The sequence below is a fragment of the Streptomyces sp. NPDC021225 genome (assembly GCF_044332865.1).
In the GTDB taxonomy this organism is placed as follows: Bacteria; Actinomycetota; Actinomycetes; order Streptomycetales; family Streptomycetaceae; genus Streptomyces.
The window spans coordinates 776,798-792,494 of sequence record NZ_JBIRPV010000003.1; the positions used below are offsets into that span (position 1 = coordinate 776,798).

13 protein-coding genes are annotated in these 15,697 nt (G+C 71.9%); 11 read left to right on the forward strand and 2 right to left on the reverse strand.

Features of this window, described 5'->3' with window-relative positions; translation table 11 throughout:
* The first annotated feature begins 63 nt into the window (after window positions 1–63).
* The 6 genes from ACH4S9_RS17185 to ACH4S9_RS17210 all read left to right on the forward strand — a co-directional run bounded on the left by ACH4S9_RS17185 (window position 64) and on the right by ACH4S9_RS17210 (window position 7,446).
* On the forward strand, window positions 64–2,775 hold the full coding sequence (locus tag ACH4S9_RS17185; protein ID WP_398372609.1) for an ATP-binding protein: 2,712 nt from the start codon (window positions 64–66) through the stop codon (window positions 2,773–2,775).
* Between the two features lie 174 nt (window positions 2,776–2,949).
* Entirely contained in the window at window positions 2,950–3,327 is a 378-nt protein-coding gene (locus ACH4S9_RS17190; protein ID WP_385342735.1) for a Dabb family protein, read from the forward strand.
* Window positions 3,328–3,457: 130 nt separating this feature from the next.
* Window positions 3,458–4,000 (forward strand): nuclear transport factor 2 family protein, encoded by a 543-nt coding sequence (locus ACH4S9_RS17195; protein ID WP_358843482.1) that lies wholly within the window; start codon window positions 3,458–3,460, stop codon window positions 3,998–4,000.
* Window positions 3,978–4,631, forward strand: a complete 654-nt coding sequence (locus ACH4S9_RS17200; RefSeq protein ID WP_385342845.1) for a LuxR C-terminal-related transcriptional regulator — start codon at window positions 3,978–3,980, stop codon at window positions 4,629–4,631. Before ACH4S9_RS17195 ends, ACH4S9_RS17200 begins: the two co-directional genes overlap by 23 nt.
* Window positions 4,628–5,278, forward strand: coding sequence for a DUF4255 domain-containing protein (locus tag ACH4S9_RS17205; RefSeq protein ID WP_385342733.1), 651 nt, complete (start codon window positions 4,628–4,630; stop codon window positions 5,276–5,278). The genes ACH4S9_RS17200 and ACH4S9_RS17205 overlap by 4 nt, the downstream gene beginning before the upstream one ends.
* A complete protein-coding gene (locus ACH4S9_RS17210; protein WP_398372612.1) occupies window positions 5,275–7,446 on the forward strand; it encodes an ATP-binding protein in 2,172 nt (723 codons plus the stop codon). The genes ACH4S9_RS17205 and ACH4S9_RS17210 overlap by 4 nt, the downstream gene beginning before the upstream one ends.
* Window positions 7,447–7,473: 27 nt before the next feature.
* Here the strand turns inward: ACH4S9_RS17210 and ACH4S9_RS17215 are convergent, their stop codons facing one another.
* Window positions 7,474–8,907, reverse strand: a complete 1,434-nt coding sequence (locus ACH4S9_RS17215) for an RICIN domain-containing protein (RefSeq protein ID WP_398372614.1) — start codon at window positions 8,905–8,907, stop codon at window positions 7,474–7,476.
* A gap of 219 nt (window positions 8,908–9,126) precedes the next feature.
* Between ACH4S9_RS17215 and ACH4S9_RS17220 the strand changes: the two genes are divergently transcribed.
* The 5 genes from ACH4S9_RS17220 (at window position 9,127) to ACH4S9_RS17240 (ending at window position 13,451) form a co-directional block, all read left to right on the forward strand.
* Window positions 9,127–10,584, forward strand: coding sequence for a DUF4157 domain-containing protein (locus tag ACH4S9_RS17220; RefSeq protein ID WP_398372616.1), 1,458 nt, complete (start codon window positions 9,127–9,129; stop codon window positions 10,582–10,584).
* Window positions 10,585–10,732: 148 nt separating this feature from the next.
* On the forward strand, window positions 10,733–12,322 hold the full coding sequence (locus tag ACH4S9_RS17225; protein WP_398372619.1) for a phage tail sheath subtilisin-like domain-containing protein: 1,590 nt from the start codon (window positions 10,733–10,735) through the stop codon (window positions 12,320–12,322).
* Window positions 12,323–12,379: 57 nt separating this feature from the next.
* Entirely contained in the window at window positions 12,380–12,823 is a 444-nt protein-coding gene (locus tag ACH4S9_RS17230; protein WP_358843477.1) for a phage tail protein, read from the forward strand.
* Window positions 12,823–13,299, forward strand: a complete 477-nt coding sequence (locus ACH4S9_RS17235) for a hypothetical protein (protein WP_398372621.1) — start codon at window positions 12,823–12,825, stop codon at window positions 13,297–13,299. The genes ACH4S9_RS17230 and ACH4S9_RS17235 overlap by 1 nt, the downstream gene beginning before the upstream one ends.
* Window positions 13,296–13,451, forward strand: coding sequence for a DUF6760 family protein (locus tag ACH4S9_RS17240; RefSeq protein ID WP_352130080.1), 156 nt, complete (start codon window positions 13,296–13,298; stop codon window positions 13,449–13,451). The genes ACH4S9_RS17235 and ACH4S9_RS17240 overlap by 4 nt, the downstream gene beginning before the upstream one ends.
* On the opposite strand, the gene ACH4S9_RS17245 is transcribed toward ACH4S9_RS17240, so the two are convergent.
* Window positions 13,403–13,723 (reverse strand): hypothetical protein, encoded by a 321-nt coding sequence (locus ACH4S9_RS17245; protein WP_398372624.1) that lies wholly within the window; start codon window positions 13,721–13,723, stop codon window positions 13,403–13,405. The two genes, ACH4S9_RS17240 and ACH4S9_RS17245, sit on opposite strands and share 49 nt — an antisense overlap.
* Window positions 13,724–15,697: the final 1,974 nt, after the last annotated feature.

The window sequence follows — 15,697 nt, forward strand, 5'->3', positions numbered from 1 at the left end:
ACGTTGGTTGCACTCCTGAGAGGGCCTGTGCCCAGTAAGCGGCGATCACTTACCGTTCGCGTTATGCGGACTCCTTCGCTCCCGGCCGATCCGCTCGTCGGCAGACACGAGTTACAGCAACGCGTCGACGAACTGACCCGCGCTGCGCTTACGGGACAGGGCGGCGCGCTGGTGCTGGAGGGCGAGGCGGGCATCGGCAAGAGTGCCCTGCTGGACCACGCCCACAACGCGGCGCCCGGGTTCCGGGCGGTCCGGGCGTCCGGGTCGGAGTTCGAGCAGGAACTGCCGTACTCCGCGCTGCACCAACTGTGTGTGCCGATGCTGAAGCACCTCACCGAGCTGCCCGGCCGGCATCGTGACGCCCTTCAGGTGGCCTTCGGGTTGGCCGAGGGCACACCCGACCCGTTCCGCATCGGTCTGGCGGCCCTGGGACTGGTAACGGCGGCGGCCCGGGAGCGGCCCCTGCTGTGCTTGATCGATGACGCGCAGTGGGTTGACAGCGCGTCCGCGAGGGCGATGGTCTTCCTCGCTCGCCGGGTCGCCGCCGACCCGGTGGCGATGATCTTCGCAGCGCGGTCAACGGACACGGCGACCGGACTCGGCGAGCTGCCGAAGCTGGCCGTCCGTGGTCTGAGTGACGAGGACGCCAAGGTTCTGCTGGCGAAGCGAAGCCCGTTCCCCCTCGATGACCAGGTCCGGGAGCGGCTCGTCGCCGAGGCCCAGGGGAACCCGCTGGCGCTGCTGGAGCTGGACCGTGCCGGTGGCTTCGTCCCGCCTGACATGTCCTCGGTGCCGACCCGGATCGAGTACGGCTTCCGAGCCAGGCTGGCCGGTCTGTCCGCCGAGGCCAGGCTTCTGCTGACCGTGGCGAGCGCCGACCCGACCGGTGACCCCGGCCTGCTCTGGCCGGCCGCGCGTCAACTGAACCTCGATGTGACACCGGCCGGCGCGGAGGCGGACGCGACGGGACTGGTCGAGTTCGGTACCCGCATCCGCTTCTGCCACCCGTTGGCGCGTTCGGCGGTCTACCGAGCCGCCGACGCCGGCCAACGCCGCACGGTGCACGCCGCTCTGGCGTCCGTTACCGACCCGGTCATGGCGCCGGACCGCCGGGCCTGGCACCGCGCCCAAGCCAGCCCTGGCCCCGACGACGACGTCGCCGACGAGTTGGAGCGGTGCGCGACGCGTGCCCAGGCGCGCGGGGGCGTGGCGGCCGCGGCGGCCTTCCTCGAGCGCTCGGTGGCGCTGTCGCTGGATCCCGCACGCCGGATCGGACGAACTCTGCACGCCGCCCAGGCCGGCTTCGACGCGGGGGCGCCCGGCAAGGCGGCCAACCTGCTCGCGACCCTGGAGACCACCACACTGGACGAGTTCCAGCAGGCGGACGTCGGCCTGCTCCAGGGCCGCATCGCCTTCACCCGGCACGGCGACGGCTCCGGACCGATGCTGATGGTGCGCGCCGCTGGGCGGCTGGCGAGTCTGGATCCGGACCGGGCACGTGACTGTTTCCTCGACGCCGTCGAGATGAGCCTGTCCGTCGGCCGCGGTGGTGTCGTCATCGACCGGGTTCTCACCGCGGCCCGGTCCACGGCGCCGCCACCGGGCTCGCCGGACGCCCTTGACGCCTTGATGGTGCTCGCCACCGACGGGTACGAAGCCGCGGTTCCGCTGCTTCGCCACGCCCTCTACGACATCGGCGACGCGTTCTGGACGCGGCGTCCCGCGCTCGCCACGATGATCGCGATCGAGCTGTGGGACCCGGACACCCATGCCGCCATCGCCGCATGGCTGGTGAAGGCGGGCCGGGCTTCGGGCTCGCCGCTGCTGCTCAGGCTCGGCCTCGCGCAGAAGGCGGTCGACGCCACCCTGATCGGTGACATCGGGCAGGCGATCGCGGCCACCGCGGAGGAGGCAGCGATCGCCGACGCGACCGGCGCACCCCCGCTGCTCCATCACCGGCTGCATCTCGCCGCGCTGCGCGGCCGCCGCGACGAGGTTCTCCAGCTGCGCGAGGCAGCCGCCGCGGCACCGGTCGCCGGAGGTCCGGGACAGGTCACGAACCTGCACTGGACAACAGCCATGCTCAACAACGGGCTGGCCGACTACCCGGCCGCGCTGGCCGCGGCTCGCAAGGCCACCGAGCACGGTGATCTGTTCCTCACCGGAGCGGCCCTGCCGGAACTGGTCGAGGCCGCGGTCCGTTGCGGCGACCACATCACCGCGGCGCAGGCAGTGGACTCCCTCACCGAGCGCACACAGGCCGGCGGAACCGTCGCCGGCCGGGGAATCGCGGCCTACTCACGAGGACTTGTGACCGGCGTCGAGGATCACTACCGGGAAGCAATCGACCTGCTCACCGAGGGCCCGCTGCTTCCCTACCTGGCCCGGGCGCACCTCCTGTACGGCGAATGGCTGCGGCGCGAAGGCCGTCGGCGTGACTGCCGCGAGCACCTGCGCACCGCCCACGAACTGCTGTCCAGGGCGGGGGCGGATGCCTTTGCCCGGCGGGCCGCCGGCGAGCTGCGCGCCACCGGCGAGAAGGTCCAGGCCCGGTCCGGGCAGACGTACGAGAAGCTGACCATGCAGGAGGTTGCCGTCGCCCGCCTGGTGGCCTCGGGCGCCACCTCGAACGAGGTCGCCGTCCAGCTCTACATCAGCAAACGCACCGTTGACGCTCACCTGCGCAACATCTTCCGCAAGCTCGGCATCAACTCACGCAGGCAGCTCAAAGATCACCCCGACCTCGTCATCAAGGACAGGCCCGACAGCCGGTGAGAGGGGATCGTGCACGTGCCTACGTGCCGGCGCCGTCGAATAGGCAACTCGTGCCGATGTGACGGGACACCAGGCCAGTTCATAGTCGGCTCAGGTGCGGCGCTCCTGCTCTGCACCGTGTCGGCGGCATACGTTTCGCCACCTATGAATTCGCCACCTGTGAAAGGGAGCACGATGATCTACCACAGCATCCGGCTGAAGGCCAGGGCGGGCGTGACGCAGGAGCAGATTGAAGAGGCGCTGGAGAGCATGCGCAACCAGGGCCGGGTCATCCCGGCGGTGAAGTCGTTCGTCGTCGGCCGCGACTTCGGAGGCGAATTCGACTGTGGCGCCGTGTTCGTCATCGAGGACCTCGACAGCTACTGGGAGTATCTGACGCATCCGGCGCACGCGCACACCGACCGGGTCGGTATGCCGCTGGTCGAGAAGTATGACTCGTACGACATCACCGACGATGACGACCCGCAGATGGGCGCGAAGATCGCCGAACTGCACCGGCGACGGTACGAAAGCGACCCCGAGCTGGCCGCGCTGCTGAGCAAGCTGCCTTAGTCCCCGGGACCCGCCTTTCGGCCCGCAGGCACCCCCAGCCGCAGGTGTTGTCGGATGTCACGGCTGTCCCTACGGATGGGGGGTGCGACGGACCCTCCCTGAACCTCGCCCACGGCCTTAGCGTCGAGTTATGAACGATGAACAATTGATCGCGGACCTGCACAGCCGCTGGGTGTTCGGTTGGGAGCGCAATGAGGGGGACGCGCCATTCGACTTCCGGCGCACCTTCGGCGAGTTCTACGACTTCAGCTCTCCGGACGTCCGGCTCTACGACGACTTCGACCCCGAGCAGCGTGTGGCGACGACAGCTGCCGGGTACGGCTCGATTTGGGAGCCCAACTTTCACAAGATGGTTTCCGCGCATCATGCCGTCGACGACGGCCCGCACGTCATCGCCGGCCACGATCTGGCCGCGTCCACCCTGACATTCGTAGCGCGGATCACGATGCCCGACGTCACCACGGACATTCGCACCACGACCTCGCTGGTCTGGCGACGAACGCCGGACGGCTGGCGGATTGTCCGCGAACACAACTCGACCAAGGTTCTGCCCGCGGGGGAGCCCGTAAACGGTTCCGCAAAGGAGAGTTCACATGCTGCACCAAAGCATTTCCCTGGTCGGGTCGGTGGAAAACGGGGAATTGGCGAGAATGGTTCGCGCCGCGCCGGCTGAACGGCAGAAAAAGATTCCCGTGGTGGTCCACGCGCCGGATCCGATCCTACGGGAAGGCGCGATCAGCCAGCTCCGGCGGCACCCGGAGGTCGACCTCGTCGACGAGGCCACCCCTCATGACGACGGCGTGGCCCTGCTCCTCGCCGAATCACTCGACCAGGCATTGCTGTCCCGATTACGCAGACTGGTCCGCAGCGAGGGCCTGCGCTCCGTCCTGGTGATCAGCCTGATCCGTGAGGCCGAGTTGCTGGACGTCATCGAAAGCGGTGTCGGCGCCATCGTCTGGCGGCACGAGGCCACCAGCAGCCGACTGCTGCGGGCGGTGACCGCGGCCTTCCACGGCGACGGCGACCTGCCCTCCGATCTGCTGGGCCGGCTGATGAACCAGGTCAGCATGTTACGTCCGGGAGCGGTGGCCAACCCCGCGGCCCAGACCAGTCATCTCACCCCGCGCGAGATCAACGTCCTGCGGCTGGTCTCGGAAGGAATGGACACCAATGAGATCGCCGAGAAGCTGTCCTATTCGGAACGAACCATCAAGAACATCATGCAAGGACTCACCACACGGCTGAATCTGCGCAATCGCGCGCATGCCGTGGCGTACGCACTGCGTGAGGGGTACATCTCGTGATTCACGAAGTCGACGGGCTGTTGCGGAAACTGCTTCAAGGCGGCGCGCTGACCGGAAGCGACATCGACATCGTCTTCGACGCCCCGACCGGCGAATGGGCCGCCCGGCGCAATGCGCCGGTATTGGACTGCTATCTGTACGACATACGCGAGGACGTCAAGCGTCGCGAACGCGGCATGGCCCCCGTCCGCGACGAGCGGGGCATCACCGTGAGCCGGCGCCGCGCCCCGCGCTGGTTCCGGCTGTCGTACCTGCTCACCGCCTGGGCCAAACGGCCCGAGGACGAGCACAGGCTGCTGTCGGCCGCGCTGGCCACCCTGATGCCCCAGGAGGTGCTGCCGCCGAGCGGCCTTCCGGAACCCCTCGCCGGGCTCGGCCTGAGCGTGCCGCTCACGGTCGCCGGGGTGCAGGCCGAGTCCCGTTCGCTGGCCGAGATCTGGTCCGCGCTCGGCGGCATGCTCAAACCGTCGATCGACCTCGTGATCACCGTGCCGTTCCCGTCCTACCCCGACTACGACGCCGGACCGCCCGTCACCGAAGGCGCTCTGGTACGCGTCCGCGAACTGGACGGCCCTCTGGAGGATGACGGCCGGACACACCAGCCGCGCCACCTCACCCGGGTGGCCGAGGGAGCACGCCTCCGGTGACCGACAGCCCGACGCCCGCGTCCGATGTCCCCTCACCCCGCCGCCGCGCCGGCGACCCGGCGAGCGCGGTGGTCGCCCGGCTCGCCGTGCTGCGGACGCGGATCACCGCCCTCGTCGAACGGCGCAGAGCCGGCGACCCCACCGCGGCCGACCCGCTGCGCGGCCTCTACCTGTCCGATGAGGCCATACGCCACCATCTGCGACGGCCCGGCGACGGCGACCCGCCGCCCCTGGCGGACGACGGGAGCCCGGAGCCCACCGAAGGGCCCTCGCCGGCCGGTGAGCCACCGCGGGCAGACGACCGCCTGCCCCGGCTCGCCCAGCGCCTGGGCCTGACCGAGCTGGACACCGCCGCCCTCCTCATCGCGCTCGCCCCCGACCTCGACCGCGGATTCGAGCCGCTCTACGGCTACCTCAACGACGACGTCAGCCGCCGGCGGGCCACCATCGGGCTGGTGCTCGACGTCTGCGGGCTGCCCGCGACGCATGCCGCCGCCCGTGACCGGTTCCACCCCACGGCGCCCCTGTCCGCGCTCGGCCTGCTGATTGTCGAGGAGCCCGAACGGCCCTTCCTCAGCCGCTCGTTGCGCGTTCCGGACCGGTTGGCCGCCCATCTGCTGGGCGACGAGGCGCCGGACGCCGCGCTCGACGGACACCTCCGCCCGCTGCCGGCCTCGCCCGCCGGGGCGGACGCGGGCGACGGCGGTCCACTGGCCCACCGGCTCGCCGAGCACCTCGACGCCGCGCCCCTCACCGTCTACCTGCGCGAACACCGGGAGGGCGAGGGCCTGCTGTGCGCGGCCACCGCCCTGCGGGCCGCCGGATACGGTGCGCTGCACTACACCCCCGTCCCCGTGGGGCACACGGACGGACACGAGCCGGGCGGCGAGGGCGGCGCCGGGCACGGCGACCATGCCGCCCACGCCGCTGAGCGTCATGGCGCCGCTCCTCACGGCCCGGTGCGGGAACTGCTGCGCGAGGCGCGGCTGCGCGGCTGCGGGATCGTCGTCTCCGAACTGCCGGGACGGCCCGGACCCTTGATCCGGGCGCTGTCCGTACGCGACGTACCGGTGCTGTTCACCGGAGCGCGGCCCTACGATCCGCAGTGGTCCGACCGTGACCCGCTGGTGCTGGACGTCGAACGGCTGCCCTCGGGCGGGGTGGAGGTGTGGTCGGCCGCGCTCGGCATCGACCCGGCGGACGACCCCGGGTTCGATCTGGCGGCGACCGTCGCCCCGTACCGTGTCGGCGGTGAGCGGATCCACCGGGCCGCGCGGTCCGCGCTCGCGCTGGCGGCGTTGGAGGGCACCCCCCTGGCCGCCGTCCATCTGAAGCGCGCGGCGCGTCAGCTCTCCGCCTCCGGGCTGGAGCAACACGCCCGCCGGATCCGGCCGGCCGTCGGCTGGGACGACCTGGTGCTGCCCGACGAGCCGCTCGACCAGCTCCGCGAGCTGGCCCGGCGCGCCCGCCACCGCGACCGGGTGCTCGGGGAGTGGCGGCTGAGCGCGGGCGGCGGGCGGGGACACGGCGTCCTGGCACTGTTCGCCGGGGAGTCCGGCACCGGCAAGACCCTCTCCGCCGAGGTGGTCGCCGCCGATCTGGGACTGGACCTGTACGTGGTGCAGCTCTCCTCGATCGTCGACAAGTACGTCGGGGAGACCGAGAAGAACCTGGAGCGCATCTTCACCGAGGCCGACCGCACCGATGCCGTGCTCCTCTTCGACGAGGCCGACGCGGTCTTCGGCAAGCGCTCCGAGGTCAAGGACTCCCACGACCGCTACGCCAACATGGAGAGCGCGTATCTGCTCCAGCGGCTGGAGGCGTTCGACGGCATCGCCCTGCTCACCACCAATCTGCGGGCCAACATCGACGATGCCTTCACCCGCCGGCTCGACCTGGTGGTGGACTTCCCCTTCCCCGACGCCGGGCAGCGGCTGGCCCTGTGGCGGCGGATCCTGGTCCATGTGCCGTGCGAGGAGGGCATCGACCCGGGCCCGTGCGCCCGCGAGTTCGAGCTGGCGGGCGGCTCCATCCGCAGCGCGGTGGTGACCGCCGCCTACGCGGCGGCCGACCGCGGCGAGCCGGTCACCGGCGCCGATCTGCTGGCCGGTGCCCGGCGGGAGTACCGGAAGGCGGGCCGCCTGGTGCTGGACGAGGTGTCCTGGTGAGCGGCGGCCCGCACCAGGCGGACTCGCTCAGTTCCCCTCGTTCTCGGGCTTGACGATGAACCACCTCTGATCGTCGTCATCAGAGCAGTCGAAGAGGGTGAGCTTGGCTCCGTCCGCCCGGTCCGTTCCCCGGGAGGCGTAGCCGGAGACGTCCAGGCAGAGCTGGTTGCTGGCGTAGTTGTGGATCCAGTAGAGGCCGCCTGTGTTCGGCCGCTCCTCCACCCACCAGAGCTGGTTGTCGTCGATCTTGCGGTTGCAGGGCGCCTCCTGCACGACCGTTGTGGCGGGTGCCGGGTCCGGTCCCGGCAGGTCCATGCAGTAGCCGTCCATGGTGTTGCGGATCTGGAGGAGGTCGGCGTTGCCAGGCCCCTTCCCCTTGAACACCGTTTCGAGGTTCCACCGCTGCCGCGGCTTGGCCTCGTCGCAGGGGAACTGGGCGGTCTTCCCGCCCAGCTCGCCCCTCGGCTCGACCGGGGCGGCGCACTTCTGCGTCGTCCCGTTCCGGAGCAGGACGCGGGTGAACGTGTCGTCCGGCTCCCGCTCCTGCTCCTTCTCCGGTTTGGGCTCGCCGCCGCCACCGGCGCCGTTCCCGTCGCCGCCTGCTGGCTGACTCGGCTCGGGCTCCGGGCTCGGCGTGGGCAGCGAAGGACTGGAGGCCGATGGCCCCGGGGTCGGCAGCGCGGAGGAGTTGACCTGCTCGGTCCGGGGCTGGGCCCGGGTGTTCACCTGCGGCTTCTTCGCGAACCAGATGCTGACGAACGCGATGGTCAGCGCGATCAGAACGCTCAGGAACATCCCCAGCCACCGCGGCATCAGCCCCGGCTGCTCGTAGGTGCCCCGCACCGGCAGCGGTTCGGCGCCGGATCGCTGTACGGAGAGCGTGAAAGGCCGGGCCTCTTTGGGGCCCGCCCAGATGATCCCGCGCGGTTTGAGGGTGGTCTTGATGAAGGCGGCCCGGCCGGGCTCGATCTGGACGTTGGCCGGGTGGATGTCGTACGCGATCTGGTCGCCGTTGTCGCTGCCGCTGACGGAGGCGGTGAGCTTGACGTTGCCGAGATTGTCGACCGCGAGCTTCGGCCGCCCCCGGAACCTGCCCTTCACCGTCTGCGGCACGAGCTCGGCGCGCACCTCGCTGAACGGAGTGACGGTGACGTTCCCCTCGGGGACGGTGGTGGCCTCGGGGTGCTCGGCCGGGAGGATCTGCACCCCGTACGGATTCGGCCCGGCCGTCGCCTCCGGGGTCCGGGGCGGGGCGAAGGTCAGCTCCACCGTCCCGGTCGTGCCCGGGTAGAGCCGGAGCGTCTGCGGCTCCACGGTCGTCCAGGGGGACAGGGCGCCGACCGGTACGAAGCGGTACTCGTCGACGACGTCGCCGGTGTTGCGCAACCGCAGCCGCACGGTGGCCGAGCCACCGGGGTTCACGGTGGTCGAGGCAGGTTCGAGGGAGGTCCAAAGGCTCACCGTACGGACGCTATGGCGGGCGGCCGCCCGCCGTCCCAGGCCTGGGGGCAGGGTCCGTTGCCTGGAAGGTGTGGCGCCGTGCCCCGACGGGCGGCCGGTGGCCCTCGGGGCCGGGTGGTTGCCCCCGAGAACGGGGAGGGCTGCCCCGGGGCATCTACTGAACACGCGGACGCGTGGCGTATCGAGAGAGGACGTATCGGAGCAAGGAGAGGCGAGGCGATGCACGAGCGACAGACGCCGGAGAACGAGCGGTCCCCAGGCCGTTCCAGGCCCTGGATCCGCCCCGCGGCGGCCCACACCACCACAGGGCCGACGGCACACCTTGCGTTCCGCGATCCGGTGACCCCGGGGCAGATGGGCACCCTCCAGAGCCTGGCGGGCAACGCCGCCGTCGTCCAGAGACTGGCACAGGACCAGGAGCAGGACCGGCACGAGCACGACGGGGCCTGCGGACACACGCCCTCTGTGCAGCGCTCGACCGTGCTCGACGTGCTGGCCATGCCGGGGCAGCCCTTCGACGGCCCGCTGCGCACGGAGATGGAGGCCCGCTTCGACCGGCCCCTGTCCCATCTGCGGGTGCACACCGACGTCGTTGCGCAGCGCTCGGCGGAGGAGATCAACGCCGAGGCGTACACCTCCGGTCACCACATGGTCTTCAAGCCGCAGAGCCTGCGGAACAAGCGTGTCGTCGCCCACGAGATCGCGCACACCTTCGACCAGGAGGAGGGGGAGGTCCCCGGCACGGACCAGGGCGACGGGACACGGATGTCGAGCCCGGGCGACGCCGGCGAGAAGGCCGCCGACGCCAAGGCGGACGAGGTCATGAGCAGGCCGGTCCCGGCCGGTGCCGCAGCGGCTTTCACGCCCACGTGGACGGGGACGGGGACGGCGGCCCACGCGGGAACGGCGACGCCGACCGGAGACGTCGCTGTCCAGCGATGGCCCGGGGCCAGGCAGTCCACCCGCGACGCGCGGCGGCGTCCGGTGGACAGGCGCGGTCGTACCCGGGAGGCGGAGCGCCAGCGCAATCACGATGGCACGGAAGACCTGCTCACCGCGGCCGAGAACTTCATACCCAGCAGGAGAAGGATCAACGGCACGCGGTTGTGGGATGGAGACCGGGTGCCTTTTGCCCCGGGCGTCAGGGAGCAGATTCTCGCCAGCGATGAAACAAAGAAGAGGCTGAACAGCAGGGGTGAGTTGACCTACCGCTGCCGGGGGCGATGCAAGGAGTACAAGACCGCCGACAAAATGGACATCGATCACGTCGAGGGGATCATCGCCTACATCGTCCGGGCGGCGAACTTCACGTACTTCCAGGTGGACCTGGGGCTGTACCAGGAGAGTTTCGCGGGGATCTACCGCGACCTATGGGCGATTACCCAAGACGACGCCATAGCGGCGGCGAGCCAAGCGACGAACCTCAGGGCGAAGTGCGCACGCTGCAACCGGAGAGACGGGCAGGACAGCGAGTCCCGCGACATGGACAGGAGCATGCAGGAGTGGGGCGAGCCCTACTACGCGCAGGCCAACGAGCAGACGGCCGCTCCGGGCGGCACCAGCTCGTACGGCGGTGGCGATTACGGCGACGGCGGGGGAAGTAGCGGTTACGGCGGTGGCGGTGCCGGTTACGTGGGCGCGGACATCTACACGGTCACCAGAGAGCCGAACTTCTAGGCAGAGCGAGGCCCGGAGCCTGGCCGCCGCTATACCTTCGTGCACCGGCTCTGCACCGGGCCAGGTACCCAGGGACCTGGGCGGGGGTGCGGCGTCCCGTCAAGAGTGAGGGTGGCACGGTTTCCCCACCCTCCGAGGAGCACAGCGCATGCCGTCGTATCTGTCGCCCGGCGTCTACGTCGAGGAGGTCGCCAGCGGCTCCCGACCGATCGAGGGGGTGGGCACCTCGGTGGCCGCCTTCGTCGGGCTCGCCCCCCGCGGACCGCTGAACACCCCGACGCCGGTGACCAACTGGTCCGAGTACGTCGCGTCCTTCGGCGAGTTCAGCGACGGGCTCTACCTCGCACACGCCGTCTACGGCTTCTTCAACAACGGCGGCTCCGCCGCCTACGTCGTGCGGGTCGGTGGCACAGCCGAAGGGGAGGCCGGGGCCGCCGGTGGACCGGCCGCGGTGGTGGGGGGTGCCGGTGGACCGGCCGAGCTGCCCCCGGGCGCCCCCGCCGAGCTGGGCACGTTCACCGTCCGGGCCCTCACACCCGGCGGCGCGCTCAGCGTCGAGGTGGCGGACGCGGAGGGGGAGGGCCCGGCCGAGCGGTTCAAGCTGATCGTCAAGGACGAGGGCAAGGTCGCCGAGTCCTTCGACGTGACGGCCAAGAAGGGCAACCGCTCCTACGTCGTCACGCAGGTCAAGGAGCGCTCCAGGCTCATCACGGTCCAGGAGGCGGCCCCCGCCGCGCAACTCGCGCGGCCGGAGAACCAGACGGTGGCCCTGGCCCGTCCCGCCGCCCCCGCCCCGGCCGGCGCTCCGGCCGAGGCGGGTGAGGGTCACCCCGGCCCCGCCCAGTACCTCGGCGACTCCGCCGACCGCACGGGCTTCGGCGGCCTGGAGGCGGTGGACGAGATCTCCATGGTGGCCGTCCCCGACCTGATGGCGGCCTACCAGCGCGGCGCGATCGACCTGGAGTCGGTCAAGGCGGTGCAGCTCGGACTGATCGCGCACTGCGAGCTGATGGGCGACCGCGTTGCCGTCATCGACCCGCCGCCCGGCCTCAACGCCCGTGACATCCGGGTCTGGCGGCAGGAGACCGCGGGCTACGACTCCAAGTACGCGGCCCTCTACTACCCCTGGATCAAGGTCTTCGACCCGGCCACCGGCCAGTCGGGCCTGGTCCCCCCGAGCGGTCACATCGCGGGCATCTGGGCGCGCAACGACTTCGAGCGCGGCGTGCACAAGGCCCCGGCCAACGAGGTCGTGCGCGGCGCCATCGACCTGGAGACCCAGGTCACCCGCGGGGAGCAGGACCTGCTCAACCCGATCGGCGTCAACTGCATCCGCGCCTTCCCCGGCCGCGGCATCCGCGTCTGGGGCGCGCGCACCGTCTCCTCGGACCCGGCCTGGCGCTACATCAACATCCGCCGGTACTTCAACTACCTGGAGGAGTCGATCCTGATCGGAACCCAGTGGGTGGTCTTCGAGCCCAACGACCACCACCTGTGGGCCCGTATCCGGCGCAACGTCTCCGCCTTCCTGGTCAACGAGTGGCGCGGCGGCGCCCTCTTCGGCTCCTCTCCGGAGCAGGCCTTCTACGTCAAGTGCGACGAGGAGACCAACCCGCCGGAGTCGGTGGACCTGGGCCGGGTCGTCTGCGAGATCGGCATCGCGCCCGTCAAGCCCGCCGAGTTCGTGATCTTCCGGCTGGCCCAGTTCTCCGGCGGAAGCGGCGAACTGGAGGAGTAGAGCCGTACGTAGCCCGACCTCCGATCAGCAAACAAGTAGAAGGACAGACAGCGGCTCATGACCATGGCACCCGGCGATACCCTCACCTCACACAATTTCGGCCTGCAGATCGACGGCGTCATGGTCGAATACCTACAGAAGGTCGAAGTCCTGAGCTACCAGCAGGACGTCATCGAATACCAGCAGGTCTCGGCCACCGGCCAGCCCAAGGTCAGCAAGATGCCGGGCGTGCAGAAGGCGGGCGAGTGCACCGTCGTGCGCGGCATGACGCACTCCTCGGCGTTCACCGAATGGATCAAGGAGTCCATCGAAGGCCGCATGTCGACGGCCCGTAAGAACGCCACGATTCTCGTGATGGACCCCGAGAGCAACCCGGTCAAGCGGTACAACCTGCGCAACGCCTGGTGCTGCAAGATCGACGCCAGCTCGGTCGAGGCCGGCGCGGCCACGGCGCTCACGGAGACCGTGACCATCACCTACGAAGAGCTGGTCATCGAATAATGCGCCGCACCGCCCTCCGGCCCGCGACCGTGGCCACCGGTACCGACCCGGCCGCACCCCCGGCCCAGCAGCCCGCGGCAGCGGAGCACGTCGCCGAACCGCAGCGGCTGCGCACCGAGTTCGAGTTCGAGCTGCCGCGCGGATACGTCGACGAGTCCGGCACCGTGCACCGCACCGGGGCCATGCGGCTGGCCACCGCCCGGGACGAACTGGTGCCCCTGCGGGACGTCCGGGTCCAGGAGAACCAGGCCTACCTGTCGGTGGTGCTGCTCGGCCGGGTCATCACCCGCCTCGGCACGCTGCCGATGGTGCACGACGGGGTGGTGGAGAACATGTTCGCCTCCGACCTCGCCTTCCTCCAGGACTTCTACCGCCAGGTCAACGCCGAGGGCCACACCAGGGCCGGGGTGACCTGCCCGCACTGCGAGCACGCCTTCGAGGTGGAGCTCGGCGGGAGCCGCCTGGGGGAATCGTGACGTACGCGGCCGACCGTATCCACGAGGAGATCGCGTACATCGCCTACCACTTCCACTGGAGTCTGGAGGACCTCCTGGACCTCGAACACCGCGACCGGCGGCGCTACGCCCAGGAGATCGCCGCCCTCGTCACCCGCGCCACGGAGGGGTAGATGGGACTGCTCGACAGGCTGCGCGGCCGCCGCGCCCGCGCGGCCCGCGCCGAAACGCCCGCGACGGCCGCGACGACCGGGACGCCCGCGACGCCCGCGACGACCGGGACGGCCGCGACGACCGGGACGGCCGCGACGGCGGACGGCGCGGCCCAGGCGGTGGTGGAGCGCGGGGCGGCCGGCTGGGCCGGCCTGCCCCCGATCCGGCCGATCGCCGCCGCCCGGCCACCGCGCGGTGTCGCCGACCCCGGCTTCGGCGGCGCGCTCACCACCTGGCAGAACCCCTCCTTCGCCGGGACGCTGTCGCACGCTGTGCTCGACGGCGCACCGGGCGGCCTGGTCCGCGGCGCCCTCGTCACGTCGGGCAACCCGTCCCCGGCCCTCGGCGCGCCCGCGCTGACCCTGCCGGTGGCCCGGCGGGAGGAACCCGCGGGGCCCGCCGGTGCGGCGCCCGCGGCGCCGACGTCCGCCAGGGCGCTGGGGCCCCGGGTGCGGCCGGTGCAACGGAGCGCCGTACGTACCGCCCGCCCGAACACTCTGACCACGGCCCCGGCGGCCCGCGCCGTAGAGCGCCGCTCCCTGCCGACGGCCCCATCGGAGCTCCGGCCGCCCGCCCCCGCTCCGGCTGTCCCTGCTCCGCCGGCTCCTGCTCCGGCCGCCGCCGCTCCGGCCGTCTCTGCTCCGCCTGCTCCCGCTCCGGCCGTCCCTGCTCCGGCTGTCCCTGTTCCGGCCGCTCCCGCTCCGGCCGTCCCTGCTCCGGCTGTCCCTGCTCCGGCTGTCCCTGCTCCGGCTGTCCCTGTTCCGGCCGCTCCCGCCCCGGCCGTCCCTGCTCCGGCCGCCGCCGCTCCGGTCGTCGCTGCTCTGCCTGCTTCCGCTCCGGCCGCCGCCGCTCCGGCCGTCTCTGCTCTGGCCGCTCCCGCTCCGGCCGTCCCTGCTCCGTCGCCGACACCGGAGCCCGGTGTCGGCTCGGCCGAGCGGCAGCCGGGCGGCCCGGGCGCGCCGACGACCCGAACGCCCCCGTTCTCCGCCTCCCCTTCATCTGTCGTCCCGTCACCTGCCCCTCCGTCACAGCCCATGCACCGGCGCCCCTCGGCGGGGCATGGCGGAACCGGTCCGTCCGCCGGTCCGTCCGCCGGGTCGGCCCCGGGTCGGCGGCGTACGGGCCTGGGCACGCCCATGACCGGGAAGCCCCCGGCACCCATTGATCGGCGCGTCTCGTCCGCGCCGGGTACGCCGTCCGCCACCCCCTCCGGGCCCGGCCTCCGCACGGGCCTGGGCGCACCCCTGCCGTCGAGTCCGGTCCCCGCGACACCGGGCGCCGCGACACCGGCTCCCGCGACACCGGCACCCTCGGCAGGTCCGCAGGCGCGGACACCGTCGCCGGAGCCAGGACGGCACGACCCGTCCCCGCAGGCGTTCACACCACCCACCCCCGCCGAGGGGGCCACGCCGACCGCGACTGCCGCGCCGGTCGTACGGCCCGAGGCGAGGGTTCCGGTACTGGCGGCCCCTTCCCCCGCCCCCGCTGCGGACGCCGGTTCCGCATCGGCCGGGCCCCGGCGGGAGACCAGCCGTCCCAGGCTCCCCGCCTCGCTTCCCCTGGCGTCGGCGCGGGCCCTTACCTCCGCGCTGGCGACGGCGGCCCCGGCCGGGGCCACCCCCGTACAGCGCGCCAGTGCGCCAACGGCGGTGCCGCTGCGCCGCGTCGGCCGGAGGACCGCACCACAGCCGGGGGGTTCACCGGCCGGGCCGGTGACCCGGCGCTCGGCGGCAGCCCCCGTCCCCAGCGCCGCGACCACCGGTCGCGGTCCCCGGGCGGTCTCTCCGGTGCAGGCCATGCCCGCGCCGTCCGTGTCGGCGACGCCGCCGGGCACCGCGGCGACCGGCACCCGTATCCCCCAGGCGGCACCGTCACGGACACCTGGTCAGCCCCTTTCCGCCCCCCGAGCCGTCGCGCCGTCAGGCGCGGACGGCAATGCGAGCGTGGCCTCGTCGGTGCGCCGCGCGGCCGGACCGGCCGAGTTCCGTACGCCCATGCAACGCAAGGCCGTCTCGGCGCCGTCACCCTCGCCGCCCACGTCGGGTCGGGAGGGTACGGACGGCCCACCGGGTCAGCCCACAGCCGCACCGGCACCTGCGGAGGTCGGGCCCGCGGCGACGCCACCCCCCAGGCCCCCCGCCGCCGATGCCGTTCCTGTGCAGCGCAAGGCGGCCACGTCAGGAGCGGTGCGGTCCGCCGAGGCCGA